Origin of the sequence: Paenibacillus sp. DP01 (assembly GCF_044784315.1) — a bacterium.
Lineage (GTDB): Bacteria > Bacillota > Bacilli > Paenibacillales > Paenibacillaceae > Paenibacillus > Paenibacillus polymyxa.
Genome location: NZ_CP173059.1, coordinates 5,231,878 through 5,257,664, shown reverse-complemented (window position 1 = coordinate 5,257,664; position 25,787 = coordinate 5,231,878). Strand labels below are relative to the sequence as shown.

The following is a 25,787-nucleotide window of genomic DNA, read 5'->3' as shown; positions in this document are numbered from 1 at the left end:
AGTGGGGGCGGGAAAGGTCGCTCTGCGTGCAGATTGTTTTTCCGATTGCTGTTATCCCCAGATTCATTTTGATTTTAAGGCATTCAAGGTTTGAATCCGGGGATAAAGGCAAACGCTGTGCTTCTCCAAAACAATTCTGCCCGCTCCGCTAGCTACCCGCCATTAGGGCCACTCTTATTAAAATAAACCACCCGCGATTGTGTGGGGAGTATAGAAAACAAAACCCTGTGCCAGTGGCGCAGGGTTTTGTTATGTCGCCGACGGCAAGAGCCGCCAGCGTAGCACGCATGGATTGCGGCCAATGTAGGCCATTCGCAGAGTCCTCCGATTGTTTCTCTGCCCTTCACGACAAGCGAGTATTATTGAGGTGGGCTTTCTCTATGAGTCAAAAATAACTTGGCGGAGGGGATGGAATCGTTCTGAAGAAGCGATAGCGTTCGCCTTTATCCTCGGATTTTAACCCTTTCGGGTTTTATATAATGGAAAATCTGAGGATAACAGCGATCGGAAGAATGATCCATCCCCCGTAGCCTGCTCACCTTGACTCAATTGAAACTTCGCTTCACTCCATAATAGGAGCAACAAATATGGTACTTCCGCATAATTTTCTTTTTGCACCTGATGAATGTATAATGATGGGGAGTTTATAACACTGCGGGGTAAAACCAAGCACGAGCAAAAGGGCTTCTTCTCGCCTCTGGTTGCGTAACCGGCGGAAAAAGCCCCTTATCTCAACCTTCACTTCTGCAGTAGGTGAAGGATATCTAACATTGTTGCCGTGATGAGCTGTTTTTATACAGCGTTAGCGGGGTAATATTATGCTTGCAGTAACTCTGGCTGAACAGAGTGAAATCTGCAAGCGGGAGGAGTTATTAAGCTAAATGGACAAATTGCAATTGGATGTTAATCAAATTCAGGAGATTATTCCGCATCGACCGCCATTTTTGTTGGTGGACCGTATTATTGAACTGGAGGAAGGGAAGAGAGCAGTAGGCATTAAAAATGTAACGATGACTGAGCCTCATTTCATTGGACATTTTCCGGGTTATCCCGTTATGCCTGGTGTGTTGATCACTGAAGCGTTGGCTCAAGTCGGAGCAGTCGCATTACTGCACCTAGAGAGCAATCGCGGCAAAATCGGCTTTTTGGCAGGGTTGGACGGTTTCCGTTTCCGTGGACAGGTAGTCCCTGGGGATACGCTGACACTTGAAGTGGAAATTACTCGTTCCAAAGGCGCTTTTGGCAAAGGGAAAGCTACGGCGAAAGTGGGCGACACGGTAGTAGCTGAGGGCGAGATTATGTTTGCTTTATCAGACCCACCACAATAGACAAGCCCTGCCGACATAAGCACGACGTCTGAACCGAGTGCATGTGTACATAGAGATCCTGTTTTGACAACCCAAAAATGGAGAGGGGAAATTCCGTATGACGCAGTTGAGTAAAAAAGCATTAGAAGGCATTGAGAGCTGGCTGCAAGACCCTTATATTGATGAAGAAACCAAACAGGAGTTGCGCGCATTGCAAGGCAACGACCAGGAACTAGAGGATCGTTTTTACAAAGAACTGGAATTCGGTACAGGCGGTCTGCGTGGAGTGATCGGGGCAGGCAGTAACCGGATGAATCGTTATGTGATTGGACGTGCGACTCAAGGGCTCGCTCGCTATATCTTAGAGCAGCATGCTGGCAAAGAAGGAAAACCTTCAGTTGTCATTGCACATGATTCGCGCCATTTTTCGCCAGAGTTTGCTTTGGATGCAGCTTTGGTGTTGGCGGGCAATGGTATCGTAGCTAAGTTGTTCCCTTCCTTGCGTCCAACGCCACAGCTTTCGTTTAGTGTACGTCATTTGGGAGCCAGTGGAGGAATCGTTGTAACGGCGAGCCACAATCCTCCCGAGTATAATGGTTACAAGGTATACAATAATGAAGGTGGTCAGCTTGTTCCTGATCAGGCTGAAAAGGTGATTGGCTATATTCGTGAGGTTCCTTCTTTTGCTGACATCAAAAGTCTGACACGTGAAGAAGCAGAGGCGCAGGGATTGTTGGTTTGGCTTGGAGAAGAGGAAGATGAAGCGTTTGTAGATACGGTAGCCAGTGTGAGTGTGAACCGAGAACTGATTGCAGCTGGACCGGGCAAGAACTTCAAAGTTGTGTTTACACCTCTTCATGGCACTGGAAATATACCTGTTCGTCGTGTGCTGGAAAAAATCGGTTTTGAACAGGTGCATATTGTGCCTGAACAAGAGCAGCCAGATGCAGAATTTTCGACCGTTAAGTCGCCTAATCCGGAAGAACGTGATGCGTTCAAGCTGGCCATTGCGCTGGGTGAGAAAATTGGTGCAGATCTGTTGATCGGAACAGACCCTGATGCTGACCGTATGGGGGCAGTTGTGAAAAACCGTGATGGCGAATATGTGGTCTTGTCCGGTAATCAGTCCGGCGCCATTATGGTTTACTACTTGCTGAATCAACTGAAAGAAACCGGCAAGCTTCCAAATAATGGTGCAGTTATCAAAACCATCGTAACTAGCGAAATGGGTGCAGTTATTGCTGAGCATTTTGGAGCAACAGTGTTTAACACGCTAACTGGCTTCAAGTATATTGGCGAGAAAATGAACCAGTTTGACCAAACTGGCGAGTATACCTACCTGTTTGGCTATGAAGAGAGCTACGGCTATCTGGCAGGGAATTATGCTCGTGACAAGGATGCTGTTTTGGCGGCCATGCTGATCGCTGAAGCTGCTGCTTATTACAGCACGCAAGGCAAGACGCTCTATGATGTTTTACAAGAGCTGTACGAGCAGTTTGGCTACTTCCTTGAGAAGCTGGAGTCTCGTACACTCAAGGGTAAGGATGGAGTAGAGCAAATTCAGGGCAAAATGACGGATTGGCGCAGCAACGCACCACAAGAGATTGCAGGTGTGAAGGTAGACAAAGTACTGGACTACTCTCAAGGCCTGGACGGACTTCCGCAGGAAAACGTACTCAAGTTTTTATTGGAGGACGGTTCATGGTTCTGCCTGCGTCCTTCGGGCACAGAGCCTAAAATCAAGGTATATTTTGCAGTACGTGGTTCCTCGCTGTCAGACGCGGAGCAAAGAATCAGTCAGCTGGTCAATGCTGTTATGGCTCGCGTAGACGCTTGAGAAAATTCCCTTTATAATAGAATAGGTTAAGGTAATTAGATATGAAATGAGTAATCGGTGACCTCTCACGGCAAAGGGCAGTACGCCGTGGAGGTCATTTCTCTGTATTGCAGAATAACCTGGAAGAGGCTTTGGAAAAATAGGCTTATTCCGGCAACGGAGGATTTTGCAAAATTCAATGAGTGACCTACCTAAAGGGCAGAATGGCAAGTGGGCAGCATTGAATTTTGCAAAATCCCGAATATTAAGGAGGTTCTTTGGTGTATCAGAAATGGCAGTATTGGAATACGGCTTCTCGAAAATGGTTGTGGATTCTGGTCGCTGTTGGCTTGCTGGCTTCCATTCCAGTCATCGCCGATCGTGTAAAGACAGAATCCTCGAGTAAAAAAGTAGAGATTGTATTCGATTATCGGGATTTGACGGAGGCGGCTTCGTATCAGGCTCATCCGCAGGACTATCTGAATGAGCAGCTTGACCGCTTACAACAGGCTGGTGTGAACAGCATGGCGATGTATGAAAGTACGCTGGATGATTTCCGTAAAGCGGGCCGTATTGTAACATATACGACTCAGAATGTTGCGGATCTAGAAAAACGTCTTTCACCTGCAAATGAGAATTATACGTACGTTGTTTTCGCTGACAAAGAAAATGCTGAGGCACTAAAGCCGTTAATTTTACGTACGTTTACAAGTCTGGGCATCAACGTAAAGCCGTGGAGTTATCAGGGACAGGAGGGGCTTGTTGTGGAAACATCCCCCGAGGATGCGTATCTCAAGCCTATGCAGCCTGACCCGATTGCTATGAAGCAGCTTCGGAGCAAAGGATTTTTTATTGTTCCACGCATGAGTGACAGCCTTCCCTATAACCAGGAGTTGACGGAAGAGATGCTGGCTTCCTTTCAGCAAAATGGTGTAAAACGCATTTTGTTTGAAGGTGATTCAGTCAAAGGCTTTACTGATAATGAGAAAGAGCATAGCTTAGCGGCATTTGCTAAATTGCTGAACAAATACGATATTGGCCTAGCTGCTATTGAAAACTTAAAAAAACCGCAGGCAGGCTTCAATAAGCTCGCTTACGATATCCATTATAATGTTGTGCGTCTCTACTCACTAAGTGATAAAGATGCAACGCTCGATGTGGAAACGTTGGCCGATCGTTTTGCACTGGCCACCAAGGATCGGAATATTCGCATGTTGTATCTGAATACCGCGCCTAGTCGTAGTGTTGCTGAGGCCAAGGTGAAAGACTCGGTTGACAACCTGATTCACAGCTTAGACAAACCGGGCAACGCTGTACAACGAATGGAGAAAAAAGGGTTTGAACTTGGACAAGCTGAACCGTTCCAAGTGGTCGATTCCTCCATTCAGCGCTATCTCAAAATGATCGTCGTACTGGGTGCACTAGCTTTCTTCTCCATAATGGTGTCCTATTTCGTTCCGGCATTGACTCTGCTTGCATTTGCACTCGGTTTGGTAGGCTCTGCAGGGCTTTATGTTTTGAACTCCAGCTTAATGGAACAAGGTTTGGCGCTGCTCGCAGCGATTAGCGGACCTACGGTTGCAATGATCATTGCAGTGCGTACGATCAGAATTAAACGTGAACAGGGGCCTGAACTTTCTGTAGGTCAACGTTTGAGTCAAACGCTTTTACTATACGTACAGACATCGATCTTGTCGCTGGCTGCAGTGCCTTTTGTTATTGCACTGTTGAACAGCATTGCCTACAGTCTGGTGTTAAACCAATTTAGAGGTGTAAGCTTGCTTCACATTCTGCCGATCTTCTTGGCTGCGATTTATATTTTCTTTTATCGTGGCGTTTCTATACGGGAGGAAATCTCCAAACTGTTACGTACGCCGATTACTGTATTGTGGGTTATCGCATTGGCTGTTATCGCAGCGGCAGGCTACTACTATTTGACTCGTACTGGAAACGCAGGTACGGTGTCGAACACAGAACTGGTTTTCCGTAATTTCCTTGAGAATGCGTTTGGTGTACGCCCGCGTAATAAGGAATTTTTAATGGCTCACCCACTGTTTATTGCAGGGATATTCTTGGCTTTGAAATATCGCAAAGCAATCTATTTGCTGATCATAGCTGCTATTGGTCAAGCCTCGATGGTGGATACCTTCGCTCACATTCACTCTCCAGCTGCACTCTCGCTTAGTCGCGGGCTGTTGGGATTGGGATTGGGTCTGGTGCTGGGAATCATCGCAATTGTCGTGTGGCAAGTGCTGGAAGGATGTTGGAAGAAATGGTCACCACAGCTAAAACGATAATAATCTCGGGTTATTACGGGTTTCGCAATAGTGGGGATGAAGCGGTGCTCATGTCGATTCTGACTGCTTTAGAAGAGGAGAGTCGTCAGGCGGGGCTTACGGTCAAGCCTGTTGTTCTATCTTCTGACCCTGCTTGGACACAGAAAATGTACGGAGTAGAAGCTGTTCCGCGTATGAGCCTAGGAGAAGTGCGGAGAGCGATTAAAAACAGCGATGGGCTAATTAGTGGCGGCGGGAGTCTGCTCCAGGATGCTACAAGCCCTAAAAGCATTCCTTATTATCTAGCGATTCTGAAACTGGCTCAATGGGCTGGAAAGCCTACGTTTGTATACGCTCAGGGCATGGGCCCGGTACAGCGGAAGATATTTTATCCTATGATCCGATCTGTGTTTCAACGCTGTGAATATGTTTCCGTCAGAGATGAGCAATCTGCTGCTTTGCTGGGTACCATGAAACTGAAACGCCCGGTTGTTCATGTTGTTCCTGACCCTGTAATGGGGCTTCCTTTGCCCTCTGGTTCCGAGCTACATAATGCAGCAACTGAGACTGATGAGGATAAACTCCCGGTTGTTGGTGTGTCTGTACGCTACTGGGATAAGGAACAACGCGATTTAACGGCTATTGCAGATGGCTTAAAAAGATTAGCCGCGGAACGCCGTGTTCACTTGCGTTTCTTGCCATTCCATTTACCTGACGACGTACAGGCTTCAAGGATGGTAATGGATTTGTTGGGGGATATTAGGGGGACGGGAAGCCTTGTCAGCATGTGTGAACAAGTTACCGATCCGCAACAGATGCTTTTGGAAGTCAGCAGATGTAGTTTGATGATCGGGATGAGGCTGCACAGCTTAATTTATGCAGCGTCCCATCAGGTGCCCCCGTTGGGGATTTCTTACGATCCCAAAATTGATCATTTCCTCAGCCGTGTTGGTAGCCAGCCTGTAGGTACTACAGATGCACTGGATGGGCAAAAGTTGGCTAATGAGTCCATACGACTGCTGGATCAGCGCAGTCAATGGATTGAGAGCCAGGGGGCAGCAATTGCTTTGTTAAAAAGTGAGGCTCGCTTACCAGCACAATATATCGTTAATTACTTGTGTCGCAAAGGATGATGGATACAGTGACAGTTGATAAGGTTACGAGTGTGCCTACCGTCCCGATTTTCGGTGTTCAGGTATCAAGGCTTAATATGAAAGATACATTAAATGTATTAATTCAGGCGGTGAAGTCTCGCCGCCCCCATCAAGTGATCACTGCCAATCCGATTATGGTAATGGCTGCATTGGAAGATCCAGTGTATATGAATGTGATGAAACAGGCAGAGTTGATTGTTCCGGATGGAACTGGTGTGGTCTGGGCTGCAAACTATGTTGGGCATCCTGTACCCGAGAGGGTGGCGGGTTTTGACTTGTTACATGAATTGCTCGCAGCTGGAGAAAACTATCATTGGAAAGTTTACTTACTTGGATCGACGCCTGAAGTGATTCAGGCGACCGCTCAGCGGGTACATGAGCTTTATCCTGGAATTACGGTTTGTGGCAAGCGCGATGGTTTTTTTGGTCCTAACGAGGACGAAGCAGTGATTGCGGCTATTCGTGAAGCGAACCCTGATTTGTTGTTTGTAGCACGTGGAGCGGACACACAGGAACCTTGGATTGGTAAATACAAGGATAAACTTGGTGTGCCGGTGATGATGGGGGTCGGCGGTAGTTTTGATGTTATATCAGGCAAAACAAAACGCGCACCTAAACTGTTTCAAAAGCTACGAGCCGAGTGGTTATATAGACTCCTAAAAGAGCCCACTCGTTACAAAAGAATGCTTGCGTTGCCGAAATTCGCAGTGAAAGTGATGCGTGAAAAAGAAAACGTCACAAAAGTGTGATAAATAGCTTGAATCTGCCTTTAAAACCCGCTAATTTGCCAGAATATGAGGCTTGGTATTTATTTTTGATCAGAGTATAATTCAATGCGGTTACATCTGAAAAGGCATTGCTTTAAAATTGGGGGTCGAATGATCAAATGTTATTGATCTATATTATTGGTTTCATCATGGCACTGGGACTTGCGCTGTTACTGACACCGCTCGTCAAGAAATTCGCTGTGAAGGTTGGAGCCGTCGATGTGCCGAATGCCCGAAAAGTACATACCCGAATTATGCCGCGTCTTGGCGGTCTGGGGATTTTCTTGGCATTTCTGTTGTCCTTATTGGCGATGTTACCTTTTGTGCCTGACGGAATGCTGTCCTCGCGGGATATTAACTTTATTGCAGCCTTTCTGATTGGCGGTACGCTGATTACATTGATTGGTGCTCTCGATGATCGTCTTGATCTTAATGCAAAATTGAAATTTTTGGCTCAAATTGCCGTGGCGTGTATGGTCGTGTTTGCTTTTGATATTCGTGTGGATTTTGTAAATGTACCTTTTCAAGATGCATACTCTTCTTTAGAAAGCTGGATTTCCATTCCGCTTACGATTTTTTGGATCGTAGGTGTGACCAATGCAATCAATTTGATTGACGGTCTGGATGGACTGGCTGCAGGTGTCTCAGGAATTGCGATTGGAACGATCGCTGTGATGTCACTACTAATGGGCAATTACATGGTAGCCATGCTTTGCCTTGTACTGTTGGGCAGTATTATCGGATTTTTGTTTTTCAACTTTCATCCTGCAAAAATATTTATGGGTGATACAGGGTCCTTATTTTTAGGCTTTTCTTTGGCTATGCTTTCAATGCTTGGTTTCAAGCAAATTGCTATCGTATCATTTATTACGCCATTGATTATTATCGGTGTGCCTTTGTCAGATACATTCTTTGCTATTATTCGTCGCAAGTTGCAGAAAAAACCGATATTCTCACCGGATAAAGGTCATTTGCATCACTGCTTACGCGAACTAGGCTTCAGCCACAGACAGACGGTGTTGATTATCTACGGTATTGCTGTATTTTTCGGTATATTAGCCGTGATTCAATCGTCGGCTGCGCTTAATGAAGCCAACTGGGTCACCTTTGTCGTGATATGTATCATGATGTTCTTCCTACAGATCGGGGCAGAAGTTATTGGGCTCGTTGGCAAAACCAAACGTCCTGTTCTTAACACACTAATTCGGTTGTTGGCTAAGCCAGATTCCCAGACGCGATCGAAATTATAATTTTAATTTAAATGTAAGCCTTCAAGCTTAGCGGTATACCGCGGGTTTGAAGGCTTTTTTGATGTTTGCTGTAAAAAAACTCCCTCCTTTTTTGAGAATTTACTAATTTTTTGTATGTTTGCTACCGATAAAAAAAGTAATGAATGATTACGTACCCCAAGGTGCGACAGAATCAAAGGAGGACAATGATTTGAAACGATTGCTATCCATGTTGCTGACGGTTGGTCTCATCATTGGCTTGGTGCCGGCGGCCCTGGTAGGTACGGCTCATGCTGCGACAGGAACTTATTTCATTTTTCCAAATGAAAAATATGATGCGGATTCGGCTAGAATGGTAAACACCGACCGTGTTACAGTTAACGGTACGATTAACGGAGTGAATGGAAGTACTATATCTTATAGTGTATTCCAACTCTCCAAAAATGGAACAAACCTTACAGTAGTTAATAAAAATGAGAGTCAAAAGGGCGGAATTACGGTCAATGGCTCTGCAATTCAAATTTCAGATATTAAACTGTTCCCTGGTTTGAACCGAATTACATTCCAAAGCAGTCAAAATTCGGCTGAAATGAAGGATTCCATTTACATTGAGTATCAGGATGGACCTAAGCTGTATGATCTGTCTGCTACGCTGAATGGCCAAACCCAGCAGTTGCTAGAGAATCAGACGGCGGTGCTGACAGATGCAAAAAATAGCGGCACAGATGACGTGAAGGTAGTCATTCAAGGTACAGCTCCTAATGCTGACAGTGTAACGCTCACTTCTACAAAAAGTAGTAACACGTATAATGTTTCCTCTTATACTAGCTATAAATTAACAGGTAGTGTTGTACTCACTCCGGGTAAAAATATAGTGTCGATTAAAGTGAATAACGGAACTCAGGCTCTTACAGTTACGCGTGAAATTACGATATATACCGGTAAACCTGAATTTTCTGATTTGACCTTGAATAAGGACGGCAATGTGTCTGCTGATCTGACGACTTCGCCTGACTTTACCGTATCGTCTACAAGCGGTGTGGTTTTGAAAGGTAATGTTCTGGTTCCTTCCGGAGCAACTGATCCAGTAGTGAGCAAAATTAATGCCAGATTTACGGATGTAAGCAATAACGGTAGCGCCATTGGGGATACCAATGGAATTGATGCTACGATTGATACAGCCAATGTTGTTACATCCAGTGGTTACAAAGTATATCCGTTCCAGGTAACTGTGCCTGATGGTATCGTAACTGACCACTTGATTCGTGCATCCCTGAGTGTAGGGTTTGCAGATGGGACGAGTTCGAATGCATCTGCGGTTCAATTTACATTGCGCAGTAGCACTCAGCCTTATATTGACGACGTGAACTTTCTCCCTGATTTTAATAATCAGCTGTTAAGTAGAATTAACGGTAGCGGGTCTGATCAAGCTGCTGCCATAGATGAAGCTATGAAATTAACAGGAAGTTCTATGAAGAACAAGACTACAGATGCTCCATCTGTACCTGTAGGTATGGAGTTTATCATTGTTAATGGTACACCTAGTTCAATTAGCGAGCTTTCTGGGATATCCGTTCATACTGTGGGTTCACCCCAAGATGTGATTCGGACAATCAATGGTAAGTCAACACAAGTGAAGAAAGTTGTTGCTTATGTAGATACTTTGCCTAAAGAAGGACAAAACGTCCTGAATTTCTACCTGAATGGTGACTCAAGCAAATTGATTAAGGCAACTGTAAACTTATTGCAGGGTCCATTCATGAAATACGATACGATTTATGATGGTCAACAAATTCCGTTGAATACATCGAGTGCAAACTTAAACACCTATAAACTGAATCAATTGGGTTATTTTAAAGGTAAATTGCTGGATGTAAGTAATGCAGCGGATATTCACTATACTGGCAGTAACCGAAACGTATTCTTGTATGTGAACAACGTATTAGTTGACCTTGAAGGCTCAGGAGCGAACTTTAAGCTGGCTGCTTCCTCCGAAACAGCGGCTGCAAACGCACTGGCAAACGGAAATAATGAAATCAAGTTTGTGTTCAAGCCAGGTATCGAGTATAGCAATACGGTAAAAGTAAACTTTACACAAACGAATATTCCAGTAATTCCTGCTCCAAACACACAAGGAATTATTCCTTTTACACCCGTTAGCGGCCTGAGCAATACGCCGAAGTATAGCGAAATTGCACCGAAAGCAAAAGATGCAAATTTCACTAAAGTAGATGACACTAACTACAAAACATCTCTGAAAAATATCAATATCTTTGGTACCTTCAGTATTGCTGATTTGGGTAAAGCGGATCAGGTAAGTGGTTCATTAAGTGATATTGCCAATAAAGATCAATACATTTTAGAGATTAAGGGATCAGACGACAGTGAGGTTAACTGGACGCTGAATAACGAGTTCTTCTCAGCAGAAGATGCCAAAACGGCATACAACTCTGGTGCTACTACGGATAAGTTTACAAGCAAAGATTTGAAAGACCTGCTCGTATACTACCATCCGGACAAAAAGTATTTCAGCTTTGTATTGAAAAACCAAACTATTTCGCAAGATGGAACGCCAGTAGCTTATAACATTACCTTGTACAATAGTGGCAAGAGCGGACCGTTTGCTACTTTCCGGCTGCAAGTATCTGGTCAATCCACTTCGTTTGATATCTTGCGTCCGCTTCCTGAAAAACGGATCGTGAATCAAAACTTTGTGCAAGTTGTTGTAAACGCAGGTAATGCAGATAGTGTTACAGTAGGTAAGGAAACAGCAGTTCAAGAAGGATTCGACTCTGATTATGATGGTACTGTGGATTACCCATCAACTTACAAAGCCATCGTAACAGGTCTAAAAGCCAACAAAGATAATAAAATTGATGTAGTGGTTACAGTTGGCAAGGAAAAATTAAAACAGACCATTACTGTTAAATATGTGCCTACTAATATTCCTGGCGAGCAGTACATGGAAGCGATGAAAACATCGCACAAAGTGTTTGATGGTAATCTTACACTTGCTTTCGCGAAGGGAACGAGCCTGATACGTCGGGATTACGATCAACCACAGCAATTCAAAAACCAGGTTTTCTCTGGTCATACTTTGTACTTTGCGATCGCGAATAGCGAAGATGGTGTGGTAGACCGTCATGAATTTGAAACTGAAAAAGCATTGTCCGACATGCAGAGTTTGATTGCTGATGGAAGTAGATACTTCAACAGAGATTTCCCAAGTCGCTTTACCAAGTCCAGTCCAGTATTCTGGATTGACCCAGGTACAGCAGATGATATCAAAACAGATGCTTACGATCCCGTAACGTATGGTGCCGATCCATATCAATTGGCAAACAAATCGCAAAATGACAGTAGCAAGATCAAAAACTTCTACTGGCGTGACCCATCTAACGAGCTAGTACCTTCCAAGCGTGCTACATTGACGCTAACGTATGATAGCAGTATTGCTCAGGATGCAGGGAAACAAATGACAGTGTTCTTTTTTGATCCTGATTTGAAGGATTGGCAGAACATTGGTGGTGTGGTGGATCCGAAGAAACATACCATTAAAGTACCGTTTGATCGTTTCGGCTACTATGTAGTTGCTAAGGTTGGAGAAACATATAGTGATGTCATTAAGCACAAGTACGCCAGAGATTACATCGAAGCGATCTTGGCTAAAGGTGTTATGAACCCAATGGATCCAATTAATAGCTTTGGACCTGACAGCTACATTAAGAGAGGCGAATTCACGTCGATGATTGTCAAAGGTTTGCAAATTCCACTTAATTTCAGTGGAGCGAAGCACTTCGACGACGTGTCTATTCCAAATACGATATCCGCAGATGCGCTCTACGATTATCGTTATATTGAAACAGCTGCGCGTGCCGGTATTGTCAAAGGTTCGCAACCAAGAATCTTTATGCCGGAAGATGTAATCACACGTCAAGATGCAGCAGTCATTATCGCCAAGGCATTGAATTTGAAGCTGGAAACAGATCATGACAAGATCATGAAAAATCTGTCCAAGACCTTTAAAGATGCGGACAAGATCGATTACTACGCGCAAGCATCTGTATTGGCTATCGCCAAGAAAGGCTTTATCACAGGGTCTCCTGTAGATGCAAGTGATCCGAAAAAAGGTTATATGTTTAACCCTACATCCTTGACCTTGCGTGGAGATGCAGCGATTATTGTGGCTAAAGTTATGGCTGATAAAAAACTGCTTCCTAAAATTTAATCATTCAAAAACCTGAAATTATCAAACATCCCTCCATGAGAAATGGAAATTCCCTTTCATATACATGAGAGGGATGTTTTTTATAAATCAGCTATTTGACTGGAATTACGGGCCTATGCCATAATATCAATGAGATGAAAACTTTGGATAAGCATTACTGCATTTTTTATTTTAGCTTTGCCTTAAATGGGTGTATTAATTGCTTTTTTTTAAGAATTTATCTCAAAATGTGTTTATTATTTTTGTATATGTTTTTTTTGCGCATTTATCTGAAACTTTACGCCTATTTCATCGTAGTAGAGGATGTGTGTGCTTAAATATTACATAGAGAAGTGAGTGGGGAGTGATGAGATGTCTCAGTTTTCAATACGCCGTCCTGTAACAGTATTTATGTTAATTCTTGTTTTGCTAATCGGGGGCGGTATTTTTGCGTTAAGGCTTCCTGTCGAGTATATGCCAGATATGAAGCTGCCTTACGCTGCAGTGGTGACCAGTATTCCAAATGCGACACCTACTGAGGTTGAGGAATTGGTTACTAAACCTATTGAAAAGAGTCTGGCTTCTATCGAGAACGTGGATACAATCACGTCCGAGTCTTCAGAAGGATCATCTATGGTCATGATTCAATTTAACTGGGGAGTAGATATGAACCAGGCCACCCTCGACATGAGGGATAAAGTTGATACGATTAGAGGTTCTCTTCCAGATGCGGCAAATTCGCCGCGTGTCCTTAAAGTGGATCTCAATGCAACGCCAGTTATTACCCTGGCTTTCACAGGAGACCAGGATATTAACAAGCTGAAGCCTATTGCTGAAGATATTATCGAGCCGCGGCTTGAAAGAATTGCGGGAGTAGCTGCAGCCAACATGTCAGGTGGACAAGAACGGCTTGTGAAGATTACCGTAGATCAGGCCAAGCTTCAAAGCTATGGCATTACGCTGGATCAAATTCGCCAAGCTCTGTCGGCTAATAATGTTGCTGGCTCTGCTGGTTCTGTATATCGTGGTAATACACAAATCCAACTTCGCGTTCAAGGTGAATATAAAGCTGTTTCAGAAATGGGCGAAACACCAATCCCTGTAGGCAAGGGAAGTGTAAAATTAAAGGATATCGCGACGGTTGAAGACTCCGTAGAAGAAGTCACTACTATCTCTACCTTTAATGGAAAGCCGAGTATCAATATATCTGTAACGAAAGCAACAGGAGGAAATACTCTTTCAATCGCCGATTCGGTGAAGGAAAGTTTAGAGGCAATACGGAAGGATCTGCCTCCGGGAACTCAACTGGAGATGGTAACTGATGCATCCAAACCCATTAGCGATTCCGTACACTCACTAATAGAGCATGCTATATTAGGGCTTATTATCGCAGCCATTGTGTTGCTGTTATTTTTGAATAGTGTACGTTCTACTATTATCGCTACGATTGTTATCCCAATTTCTTTCGTAGCAACGTTTATGATGATGTATTTCACCGGACAAACTATTAATATTATATCACTGAGCGGTTTGCTTCTGGGACTAGGATCCTTTGTCGACTTTGCCGTTGTTATTATTGAAAATATATTTAGGCAACGACATGAAGGGAAAAGTATGCTACAAGGAGCTATTGATGGTTCCAAGCAAGTGGGCAATGCCGTTATGGCATCTGCACTTGCACAGATTGTAGTATTTTTACCAGTTGTTTTTGTTGACGGAATTGCAGGAGTTATGTTTAAACCGTTGGCATTAACTGTTATCTTTTCTCATATAGCAGCCTTGCTGGTATCCCTTATGATTGTGCCAATGCTCGGCTCGCGTTGGATGCCTACCGTACCGGATGAGTCCATATATTCTTCAGGTACTTATAAAGGTATTAACCCTATTGTGTGGTTTAATATCGGATTTGAGAAATTTAAGGGTGGCTATCGACGTATACTGAAATGGGGAATTAATCATAGAAAATCTGTTCTAATCATTACGTTATTAATGTTTGTGGCAGCTGGGGCTCTGATTCCTATGGTTAAGGCTGAATTTATTCCAGAATCCGATACTGGGGAATTCTCAGTTACAGTGAAACTTCCTAACGGAACAATTCTGGAGGAAACTGAAAGTGTTGTTCAAGGTATAGAAAAAGAAATTCTGAAAGTACCTGATCTGGACAAAATGACAGTGACTGTTGGTTCTGGTGGTCTTTCTGGTTATTCAGGGGCTGCTCCATCCAATTCGGCACAACTAAGTGTAACGCTGAAGGATGGGCATCAGCCAACAGATACTGTAGTTGAGGGCCTTCGTAAGAAATTCGATAGTATTCCGGATGCAGAGATTACACTGGCGTCTGCAACGGGTCTTTCGAGTGGATCGGCTGTGAACATTAATCTGAAAGGTGACGATATGGACGTCCTGAGGGAACTCTCAGACAATCTCGTTGCTGACGTAAAGAATATACCGGGAACGGTCAATGTAAAAAGTTCTTTGAATGCGGTTCGCGAAGAATATGAGATTACCGTTAATCGAGAACTTGCTAGTCAGTATGGTTTATCTGCAACCCAAATTCTATCTGCTGTGAACACTTCCTTTAATGGATCTGTTGCAACAAGCTATCGCACAGGTGATGACCAAATTGATGTGAAAATATCTTTGCCAGAGCAGGATCGCCATGACTGGTCCTATTTGAATGCATTACGTATCACCACTTCACAAGGGATTGATGTACCTTTATCTTCGGTAGCAAGTATTGATAAACGTGCTGTACCGGATAGTGTCACCCGTGAAGATCAGACGCGTCAAGTACAGATTACAGCTGACATTGATGGATCAGGGGATATTTTAACTGTCAATCAAAAAATTGATGCTCTTTTGAAGAGCACCCACTTCCCAGAAGGCTATAGTGCAGATACAGGGGGCGGGCAAAATGAACAAATGATGGAGTCCTTTATAAACTTGGCCATAGCTATTCTGCTATCTGTAGTTCTGATTTATATGGTTATGGCAGGACAGTTTGAATCGTTGCTCACACCGTTTGTTATTATGTTTTCGATTCCGCCTACGTTAATTGGTGTACTTATCGGTCTAGTTGTAACGGGAGCAAGCCTCAGTGTTTCGGCTTTTACAGGTTATATCATGCTCGTCGGTTTGGTCGTCAACAATGCTATTGTTATGATTGATTTCATTATTCAGCTTCGAAAAGAAGGCGAAGATCGAGATGAAGCTATTATTCATGGAGCATCTGAGCGGTTGCGTCCGATTTTGATGACAACACTCGCTACCGTACTTGCTTTGATTCCTATGGCATTTGCTACAGGTGATGGTAATGAGACACAAGCCCCAATGGCAGTTGTTGTTGTGTTCGGGTTGTCTTTCGCAGCATTGATTACACTGATTCTTATTCCGGTTGTTTACGTAATACTGGATAATATTATCCAGAAACGCAAAGATCGTAAACTGAAAAGACAAGCAAAGAGACAACTGAAAAAAGAAGCGAAACTACAAAAAAGTGTTCATATATAAGGTGAGGTGGAGAAACATAATGAATAAAAAAAGTGCTCTGGTTGTCACAACTTTGCTTTTATCAGTTGCATTAGCAGGCTGCGGTGGGGGGGAGGCCCCTGCTGCGCCAGCTTCAGTGCAGAAGGCAATCCCAGTCCAAGTGGCAAAAGTGACGAAAGGTAGTATTAAGGATTCAACAGGTATTATTGGAAGCTTTGCTCCCAAAGAGACGGCTCAAGTATCTCCAAAAATTAGTGGTAAGATTCAAAGTATTAACCTTACAGTGGGGCAAAAGGTAAGCAAAGGCGACACATTGTTTACTATAGATCAAAAGGATATACGGGACTCGATTAAGCAATCCCAGGAATCATATCAGGTTGCCTTGGCCAATTTAAAACAGGCTGAGTCAGGCGCAGAGCAATCTGTGCAACAGTCAGAGTCCAGTGTGGATCAAGCCAAAAGTGCGCTTGTACAGCAAGACAATTCCATTACTCAAGCTCAGACCAGCTTGGTTGATGCTCAAAATTCCGTACGTGATGCACAAAATACGCTTAATCGCAACCAACAGTTGTTTAGTGCGGGCGCTCTATCTCAATCCGAGTTAGAGCAGTCCCAAATAACGTATCGAAAGGCTCAAACTGCAGTGGAGAATGCACAGATCGCGCTGCACAATGCTCAAACATCCAAGGAAAGTGCGCAAACAACATATAATAATGCTCAGAAGTCATTACGTCTTGCTCAACAGAAAACGGGCATAGACGTAGCGCGTGCTTCTGTTAATCAAGCCAAAGCGAATTTAGACACAGCGCGTAGTCAACTGGTGGATGCTGTAGTCAAAGCCCCGATTTCCGGCACTATATCGGTAGTAACAGGAGTCCAAGGGCAAATGGTTAGTGCGCAATCTGCAGTTGTTACAATTGCGAATACCAATCCTATTATTGCTAAGGTCAACGTTTCTGAATCGGAGCTTCTGAAGATGCAGGTGGGTTCATCTGTAACTGTAGGTGTGGACTCGTTGGGTAAGCGCATTGAAGCTAGAGTATCGGCCGTCAATCCGGTAATGGATAATGATCTCAAGGCATATCCCGTCGAGATTTCGGTTCCAAATGGTTCTGGTGAATTAAAATCAGGGATGGTTGTAACTGTATATATGAAGTCAGAAGCTCCTAAAAACATTTTAGTATCGCAGGACGCCATTACAGAACAGGCAGGGAAGAAGTATGCATTTGTAGTGGAAGGAACTGCTGCAAAGCGGGTTGAAGTGCAAACAGGCCAAGAAAGTGCCAAACAGGTTGAGATAACCAAGGGGCTTACCGAGGGACAAAATGTCGTCGTTAAGGGCGTAAGTTTGCTTTCAGATGGCGCGAAGATTAATGTAGTAAAATAATTTGTTTTTTTATATTTACATTATATTCCTATCCTCCGTCATTTCTACTATTTAAAGTGTATTAGAGTATTAGATTTCTAAGGAATCATATTCTTTATGTACTTTATGTATTCTATGGATTATTCGTTAAGAATATACTCCATTAGAGACCTGATTAATGTACAGAAAATACCCTTGTACATTTAAGGTTGAGAAGGTAAAAGTTGTAGGATGACGGAGGAACAGGTTCAATAGTATAATTATGACTGTGGGAAGCGGAATACATAATCAAAAAAAATAATTTTTTTTTTTGAAACAGACGCAACTTTTTGGACCCATGCTACGTCTAATTGGGTGAGTATGAAACAAAGGGGTACAAAAGCGTAAAGACAAAATTCGCTAAAAAAAATCTTTACTGCATTGTTATCACATTGTATAATACTGGAGTACGTCATAAATGGACGCTTTCTTTCAACTAGATTCCAAGCTTCTGTGATATTGTCACAGATATCATTTTATAAGGGTTCTCATAAAGCTCGGAAAGGAGGTGTAACGACTGATGAGTGACAAGATCCGACAAAAAGACAAAAATAATATTTCTGTTTATATTCAAGGAGGAGAAAAAAAGGTTATGACAAAGTTTAACAAAAAAATGATCAACGTGCTGGCAACAGCAACATTGGTTGCTGGTGTTGCAGCTCCAATCGCAGCTTTGACTGCACCAACTGCAATTCATGCAGCTTCTAGCTTTACAACCCTGAATAATCCTAATATTGGTTCTGGTGCACAACCTAATGCTGAATTGGGTAGAGCAAAAATTAACATTAGCCAAGCTTCCATCAGACCTGGTGCATCGTTCACAGTAACATTGCCAAAAGGTTTTGAATTTTCTGGTGCTGGGAACGGTGTTAGTCGCGTAAAGACTGCTACTGACGCTACTTATGGTTTGGGCGTATATCTTGATCCAAAAGATAACGACGACGCTGAAAACCTTGAATCTACTGGTTATAAAGATGCAGATGCAGTTGTAGTTACTAAGTTGACTAACAAATCTGCAAAAGTTGAGTTGAATTTCAGTAACTCTGCTGATGCTGCTGATCTTTATCTGAACTTTGGTAAAGTTAATGTAACTGGACCAAGCAATGGACCAATCAAAGTTGCTATTGATGCTGCTTCCGCAAGCGGTTTGACTAGTGGTGAAGTAGTGATCGGTAACGTGGTTTCTTCTGGTCAAATTTCTTTGTCCGCTGCTGACACTGTTTCCAGTGAAGAAAACTTCACTGCAACTTTGAAAGTTAAAGAAGAGACAGCTGGCTCTTTGGGTAACAACAACATTAAGTTGAAATTGCCTAGTGGTTTCAAATGGGATTCTGCTCCTAAATCCGCTGCTACTATTCTGTTTGGATCTGATATCAAACCAGAAAACGTAAAATACTCTGCAGATGGCGACACATTGACTTTGTCTTTGGATAAAGTAAGTGGTCAACAAACATCTTTCCAATTGCCTGTTGGTTTCTACGTAGATGACGAAACTAACGTTAAAGAAGGCGACGTAACAGTTAGCATTTCTGGTAATGCAACAACTGACGTTAGCTCCTTGGTAGTAGGTAGCTATGGTCAAATCGGTGGTGGCGTATCCGTAGCTACTCCAACAACTATTCTTGCTGGTCATGACGAGCAAAAAATTGGCGATATCGTAATCAAAGAAACTGTTGCTAAATCTTTTGTTAATGGACGTACTGTAACATTGCGTCTGCCTGAAGGTGCTCGTTGGCAGGAAACTTTCAAGAGTAACAACCCAGGAAGCAGCTTTGCTGGTTCTATGGAAAACACTAACGGATTGGGTGGAGCAGATGTTTCCTACACTGACTCTGACAAACGTACTTTGAAACTGACTTTCAAAAACGTTAACAGCACAACTGACGCTGGTACTTTGAAACTGAAAAACGTTGAAGTTGCTACGCAACCAGGTTTCTCTGGCGATCTGAACGTTGAAGTTGCTGGTAGCCAAGGTCTGAGCGGTAATGTTAAGGTTGCAACTGTGAAACAAGCAGTTACTCTGGCTGCTGCTTCCAAACCAACCCTGACAATCGGTCTGGGCGATCAACAAGTTGGCGATATCACAATCACTGAAGCTGCTAAAGAAGCTTTCGTTAAGAAAGACGGTAGCCGTGAAGTAATCTTGGAATTGCCAACAGGCGTACGTTTTGCTTCTACTCCAGAAGTAAAAGTTACAGCTGGTGACGTTAAAGTGAAGAGCGTATCTACTGATACTTACGGCGAAAGTAACAAAGGCCGTCTGAGCTTCTACATCGACAGCGAATCTGCTACTCCAAGTACAATCACAATCTCTGCTCCTAAGCTGACTGTTGACCGTACTGTAGCTCAAGGCGACATCGTTGCTAAGCTGAAAGGTAGCGCAGTTTCTTACACTGCATACAAAGGTGCAACTGACAACACTCAAAACTGGAAAGACAACAACACTGCAGCTGCTGAAGTAGCAATCGCAACTGTTGGAACTCCAGCTCCAGGTGCTACTAAAACTAAAGCTGTCTTCACACTGGGAAGCACTTCCTACACTGTGAACGGCGAAACTAAAACAGCTGATGTAGCTGCTTATGCTGAAAACGGACGCACTTACTTGCCAGTACGTTATGCAGCTGAAGCTTTGGGTGTATCCCCACAAAACATCCTGTTTGACAAAGCAACTTCCACAGTTACCCTGATTAAAGGTGACCGCGTTGCTCAAATCAAACTGAACACTAACCTGTTGACTGTTAACGGTTCTGTGATTCGTATGGACGTTAAAGCTGTAACTAACAAAAACCGTACTGTACTGCCTATCTTCTGGGTGAGCAGAGCGCTGGATGCATCCATCAACTATGATGCAACTGCTAAAACAGTAACTGTTGAAAACAACAACTAATTTAAGAGCAACTCTTTTGAGTTAACTGAATTAGATGAGAAGAGGGTTCCTTTTGGAGCCCTTTTCTTTTATTAGTCTTATTGACAAAGGAGAGAAATTATGAAACGTTTTGGAGCGGCATTACTATCCACATTGGTTCTTACTTCTGCGTTTGCTAATCTTGCAGGAGCTCAGTCAGGTGATATAAAGGTTATTATTAACGGTGTAACTCAGCAATATACACAGTCTCCGATAGTCAGTCAAAATACAACCTTGGTGCCTCTTCGTGGTGTTTTTGAAAGCTTGGGAGCGCAAGTGGAGTGGGACAGCAAAGCCAAAAAAGTAACAGCATCTAAAAATGACGATACATTAACTTTAAATATTGGTTCTAAACTTGCTTATAAAAACAGCAATCCGGTACAGCTTGATGCAGCAACTCAAATTCAAAAGGGGCAAGTACTCGTTCCTTTACGTTTTGTGAGCCAATCATTAGGCGCCAAAGTAAATTGGGATCAGAGGACACGAACAGTTACTATTTCCAATCAAGCTAATGGTAGCACTACTGACGCCAATAGCTTGTCTAGTAAGCCACTCGCAGCTCCTGTGACCAAAGTTACTTATGATACCTACTATAATGACTCCTTGACCTATGTTGATGCAGTTAAACTGGCGATAGCCGATAGTACCTCAGTTAAAACAGCAGAAACGACTATTGACCAAACAGGTAAAATTATGAAAGAAGCTGGCAAGAATATTGACTTTGTTCCAGCTGAAGCAGGTGATGAAGGTCAAGATAAAGCTTTTAAAGGCTATGCTCAAACCAATCTAAATTATGAGGCTGCTAAGAAAAACTTAGATATGACCAAAGAGGGTATTGAATATAATGTGAAAGATCTTTATAACAAGCTCCTTCAAAAGCAAAATGCCGTCAAACTGGCAGCATTAAATATTGAAGATGCTGAGCGCAAGCTTAAAGTTGCACAAATCAAGAGAGATAATCAAATGTCGAGTGATTATGAGGTTACCCAAGCAACTAATCAGGTGACCCAAAATCAAGCTGCTTTGGATAAAGCTAAAAAAGATTTGGATAGTGCATATGTATCTTTGAATCAATTGATTGGCTACAAACCAGAGCAACGTTATGAATTGAAGGATAAGCCTGTCTATTCTGAATTTAAAGATAATGTAGAGACAAAAGTAAGCCAAGTACTCACTAGCAGTACTGCCATTTGGTTGAGTGAGCAAAAAGTGGATTTGGCTGAATTGAGCTTGAAGCTTTATAACTTTAGTACTCCTGGAAATACCCCATATGAAGCTGAACAACTTAATGTTGAAAAAGCTCAGTATGCTACAGAAGGTACAAAGAGACAGTTGGAAGAAGCTGTGAGAACAATTTATAACAATATCAAGGCATTGGAAAGCCAATACTCACAGATCCAAGCTGGTTTGGTGAGTGCAAGAAGTGCGGCTGATATGGCTAAAAAGCAATTTGATGTTGGACTGGCTACTGAGCTTCAGGTTTACGAGGCTAATTTGAAAGTGACTACTGCTGAACAACAAGCGGAAGATATTGTGTCAAGTATTGATACTTTGAAGCTGGCTTTCAATAAGCCATGGGCTATGCAAGGTTCCGCTGGAGCAAGTGCGCAATAATTTAAGCTTACCTATACTTGTTATAACTGCAGTAGGAGGTTTTCATGAAATCACGCTATAAAGTATCGTTGGCTGCTGTTTTACTTGGAGGAGGAATTGTGGCTGGCTCTTTGATGAACAATTCAGTTAATGGAGCCTCCAGTTCTGGACAACCTGGAACAGCTGATGATCCAGTCGTAACCAAAAGCTATGTTGACCAAAAAATTGCTCAGGCCATCAAAGGTGGGGGAACTGCAAGCAGCACTAGTAGTAAAACAACTAACTCGACTGCTCCAGCAACAAACACCACTGCTTCTAATACAACGTCTTCAGGAACCTCTAATGCCGCTAAAAGTTCAACGGTGGAGCAGACAGAGGCTTTGAAGGTTGTTGATGTAAAGCCTGGTCAGAAACTGATTGCCAAAGCTGGGGCAGAATTTATTTTACGTAATGGAAATGCTGTTGTGTACAGCATGGATGCCAGTGGTGCTATTGATATTACTTCTGGAACTGAAATTGTTCATAACCAGGCTGTCGAAAAAAATCATTTATTATCGTTTCCAAGAGAAGGAAGAGGTATTCAAGTAAAAGAAGGACAGAAGTTTGGCCTAGTCGTTATGGTACGAGGCGGTTATACTGTTCAATAACTGGTGTCTATCTCTGTTTAAGGTACTCTTTTTCTTAAATACTGCTTGGGATAGCAAATTGTTCTTGGCTAAGTTGACTTTAAACACTGCACACTAACTTCATGAAAAATAATTCATTGAGTGGAGGGTGCATACGATGGCGTCAAGAAGTCAAAGACGATTAATTCCCGAAAGCCGTGCGAGGTTAGATGATTTGAAGTATGAAATTGCTGCCGAGTTTGGGTTACCTGTTTATAATCCTCAATATGCACATATACATCCGAATGCTGACAGTGAATTTGCTGCAGAATTAGGGGATTTTACAAGGAATCAAAATGTAGAGTGGCGCGATTTAACTTCAAGACAAAATGGTTCCGTTGGTGGAGAAATTACTAAACGATTGATACAATCCGCTGAACGTAGCCTGTCTGAATTTGGTACATTATAAATTGTAATTATTGATATAGATTTTAAACAAATAGTAGGTATAAACTGGAGCTATTTACATGTGGATCATAATGGTTCGCATGTAAACTCACTTCATTTTCGAATTTTGTTATTTGGATGACATGAATTGACACCTTGTTTTAAATAGGATATCATGGCATTTGAGGCTTGTACGCAACCTTTTCCTACCGGAAAAGGTTCATTTTTTGTTAATCAGGTGTAAAAGATATCTTCCGTCATTTGTTGAGTTGAAGGTAACTGAATAATGCCATGCCATGTTAGGATTTATTAAAAATCCTCATGTATTTTAATTGTGGGAGGTTGAAATTCATGTCTGTAAAAGGTCGTCATTTGTTCACGTCCGAGTCTGTAACAGAAGGCCATCCGGATAAAATTTGTGATCAGATATCCGATGCTGTATTGGACGCCTTTTTGGCTAATGACCCTAATGCACGGGTAGCATGTGAAGTATCGGTAGCTACCGGTCTCGTTCTCGTCATTGGTGAAATCAGCTCCAAATCGGAATACGTGGATATTCCATCCATTGTTCGTAATACGATTAAGGAAATTGGTTATACACGTGCAAAATACGGTTTTGACTATAATACTTGCGCTGTATTGACTTCTTTGAATGAACAGTCGCCAGACATTGCTCAAGGGGTTAACGCCGCCCTGGAAAGCCGTGATCCTGCTGAAGTAGATAAGGAAACAGAAAACATTGGGGCTGGTGACCAAGGATTAATGTTCGGTTTTGCTACGAACGAAACACCTGAGCTAATGCCTCTTCCTATCGCTATGTCTCACCGTATTGCACGACGCTTGTCTGAAGTGCGTAAGGATGGAACGCTGAATTACCTTCGTCCAGATGGTAAAACTCAAGTAACGGTAGAATATGAAAATGGAAAACCTGTTCGTATTGATGCTATTGTGGTTTCTACGCAGCATGCAGAAGATACAACTTTGGAACAGATTCAAGCAGACATCAAGGAAAAGGTTATTTTGCCAGTTGTTCCTGCCGAATTGCTGGATGAGCAAACCAAGTACTACATTAATCCAACAGGGCGTTTCGTTATCGGTGGTCCTCAAGGGGATGCAGGTCTGACAGGCCGTAAAATTATTGTGGATACGTACGGTGGTTATGCACGTCATGGCGGGGGAGCATTTTCGGGTAAAGATCCAACCAAAGTGGACCGTTCTGCTGCTTATGCTGCTCGTTATGTAGCGAAAAACCTCGTGGCAGCTGGATTGGCTGACAAGGTGGAAATTCAGCTTGCTTATGCCATCGGTGTAGCTACGCCTGTTTCGATTAACGTCGATACATACGGCACAGGGAAAGTTAGTGATGAAAAACTCGTTGAACTGATCCGAAATAACTTCGATCTTCGCCCAGCAGGCATCATTCGCATGTTGGATCTGCGTCGTCCAATTTACAAGCAAACAGCTGCTTACGGCCACTTTGGACGTACAGATCTGGATGTACCGTGGGAGAGTGTAGATAAAGCGGAAATTCTGAGAGAGCAAGCGGGGTTATAATTCTCGTAAGTTATCAGAATAACGCATTAACCTAAAAAGACTGTTCATGCTATGCATGAGACAGTCTTTTTATGATATGCTCTGCTATTAATTATGAACTTGCCATAGTGTACTTAATTTCACACCACTATTCGGATATCGGTGCGAGACCCAATAAATTTCTGAGTAAATGACACACCTTTTGTACTTCCTTATATTGCTCCAAATACGCAAAAAGAGCTTTTAAGAGACCTTTTTGAGGGTTCGATTTCAGAGCCTCTTCCTTTAATTGAGCGTAAATTTGCTGACACTCCTGTTTCTCCTCTGTGCTCCACGAAGAAAGCAGTATACTGTCTTCCAGGGAGTGGAGCAGGCCGTTAATTTGACGACCTTGGTCAAAGGGATTACTTAGTGCGCTCTCGGGTAACCAGCCTTTTTTGCTCCAGAACAAATGTGGAGCGGAATCAGCACTGCTCAGGCTGGTTGCCAAGGAACTGGATAAGAAGATGATAAACTGTGTTAGATGCTCAATCGTTTCATCATTCATCCGATCGGCAAAGAAGCGAATATATTCGAACACAATGCTTTTCAGTACAAAGGTTATATCCCATGCATGATCTTCAATGCCTGGTCCAAAAATATCAATTAGGCAGTCGTGAACCCATTTGTACAATTTGTATTCGTGCTGTTCAAACGCACCATTGAGTTGTTCATTCTGAAAAATAAGCATGGAAGGCTCAGGAAGATCCATCATGAGATACACTTTGTTTTCAACGAGATTTTTCAAATAAAGTACAATAAAACCGTGCAGTTTATCGTGCTTAGAAAGATCAGGTTTACTGTAGAGAGCCCGGATGTCTTGTTCAATGTTATTCTCCAGAATGATGCACATTTCCAAAGGCAGTTCTTCTTTCCCTTGAAAGTATTTATAGAAGGATGCCTTTGCCATTCCACTTTCTTTGGCGATTTCCTCAACAGATGTTGAATAATAGCCTTTTCTGGAGAACAGCCGAATGGCCGCCTGTAAAATATCATTTTTTTTACTTTCCATACA

At 42.8% G+C, this 25,787-nt stretch carries 15 protein-coding genes; 14 read left to right on the top strand and 1 reads right to left on the bottom strand.

What is annotated here, in order from left to right; translation table 11 throughout:
- Positions 1 to 881 precede the first annotated feature (881 nt).
- The 14 genes from fabZ to metK all read left to right on the top strand — a co-directional run bounded on the left by fabZ (position 882) and on the right by metK (position 24,754).
- Positions 882 to 1,328, top strand: coding sequence for a 3-hydroxyacyl-ACP dehydratase FabZ (gene fabZ, locus ACH59B_RS23100; RefSeq protein WP_013373420.1), 447 nt, complete (start codon positions 882 to 884; stop codon positions 1,326 to 1,328).
- 97 nt (positions 1,329 to 1,425) lie between these two features.
- A complete protein-coding gene (locus ACH59B_RS23095) occupies positions 1,426 to 3,144 on the top strand; it encodes a phospho-sugar mutase (RefSeq protein ID WP_025366007.1) in 1,719 nt (572 codons plus the stop codon).
- A 260-nt stretch (positions 3,145 to 3,404) separates the two neighbouring features.
- Positions 3,405 to 5,420, top strand: a complete 2,016-nt coding sequence (locus tag ACH59B_RS23090; protein ID WP_123797730.1) for a DUF5693 family protein — start codon at positions 3,405 to 3,407, stop codon at positions 5,418 to 5,420.
- A complete protein-coding gene (gene csaB / locus ACH59B_RS23085; RefSeq protein ID WP_123797729.1) occupies positions 5,396 to 6,532 on the top strand; it encodes a polysaccharide pyruvyl transferase CsaB in 1,137 nt (378 codons plus the stop codon). Before ACH59B_RS23090 ends, csaB begins: the two co-directional genes overlap by 25 nt.
- An 8-nt stretch (positions 6,533 to 6,540) precedes the next feature.
- Positions 6,541 to 7,302 (top strand): WecB/TagA/CpsF family glycosyltransferase, encoded by a 762-nt coding sequence (locus tag ACH59B_RS23080; protein ID WP_016822899.1) that lies wholly within the window; start codon positions 6,541 to 6,543, stop codon positions 7,300 to 7,302.
- Positions 7,303 to 7,439: 137 nt separating this feature from the next.
- A complete protein-coding gene (locus ACH59B_RS23075; protein ID WP_019688811.1) occupies positions 7,440 to 8,570 on the top strand; it encodes a glycosyltransferase family 4 protein in 1,131 nt (376 codons plus the stop codon).
- A gap of 190 nt (positions 8,571 to 8,760) precedes the next feature.
- Entirely contained in the window at positions 8,761 to 12,777 is a 4,017-nt protein-coding gene (locus ACH59B_RS23070; protein ID WP_044786146.1) for an S-layer homology domain-containing protein, read from the top strand.
- A 351-nt stretch (positions 12,778 to 13,128) separates the two neighbouring features.
- Positions 13,129 to 16,266: an efflux RND transporter permease subunit gene (locus tag ACH59B_RS23065; protein WP_123797728.1), complete on the top strand. Its 3,138-nt coding sequence runs from the start codon at positions 13,129 to 13,131 to the stop codon at positions 16,264 to 16,266.
- Between the two features lie 19 nt (positions 16,267 to 16,285).
- On the top strand, positions 16,286 to 17,632 hold the full coding sequence (locus ACH59B_RS23060) for an efflux RND transporter periplasmic adaptor subunit (protein WP_123797727.1): 1,347 nt from the start codon (positions 16,286 to 16,288) through the stop codon (positions 17,630 to 17,632).
- A gap of 538 nt (positions 17,633 to 18,170) precedes the next feature.
- Positions 18,171 to 20,537, top strand: coding sequence for a copper amine oxidase N-terminal domain-containing protein (locus ACH59B_RS23055; RefSeq protein ID WP_123797726.1), 2,367 nt, complete (start codon positions 18,171 to 18,173; stop codon positions 20,535 to 20,537).
- Between the two features lie 99 nt (positions 20,538 to 20,636).
- Positions 20,637 to 22,169 carry a stalk domain-containing protein gene (locus ACH59B_RS23050; protein ID WP_404302765.1) on the top strand — a complete coding sequence of 511 codons (1,533 nt, stop codon included), beginning with the start codon at positions 20,637 to 20,639 and terminating at the stop codon, positions 22,167 to 22,169.
- A 44-nt stretch (positions 22,170 to 22,213) separates the two neighbouring features.
- Complete coding sequence (locus ACH59B_RS23045) at positions 22,214 to 22,795, top strand: hypothetical protein (RefSeq protein ID WP_044786141.1); 582 nt, start codon at positions 22,214 to 22,216, stop codon at positions 22,793 to 22,795.
- 136 nt (positions 22,796 to 22,931) lie between these two features.
- Positions 22,932 to 23,222: an alpha/beta-type small acid-soluble spore protein gene (locus ACH59B_RS23040; RefSeq protein ID WP_016822907.1), complete on the top strand. Its 291-nt coding sequence runs from the start codon at positions 22,932 to 22,934 to the stop codon at positions 23,220 to 23,222.
- A 329-nt stretch (positions 23,223 to 23,551) separates the two neighbouring features.
- Entirely contained in the window at positions 23,552 to 24,754 is a 1,203-nt protein-coding gene (gene metK / locus ACH59B_RS23035) for a methionine adenosyltransferase (protein WP_013373407.1), read from the top strand.
- A 127-nt stretch (positions 24,755 to 24,881) separates the two neighbouring features.
- Here metK and ACH59B_RS23030 read toward each other — a convergent pair whose 3' ends face one another.
- Entirely contained in the window at positions 24,882 to 25,784 is a 903-nt protein-coding gene (locus ACH59B_RS23030) for a TetR/AcrR family transcriptional regulator (RefSeq protein WP_016822908.1), read from the bottom strand.
- Positions 25,785 to 25,787 lie beyond the last annotated feature (3 nt).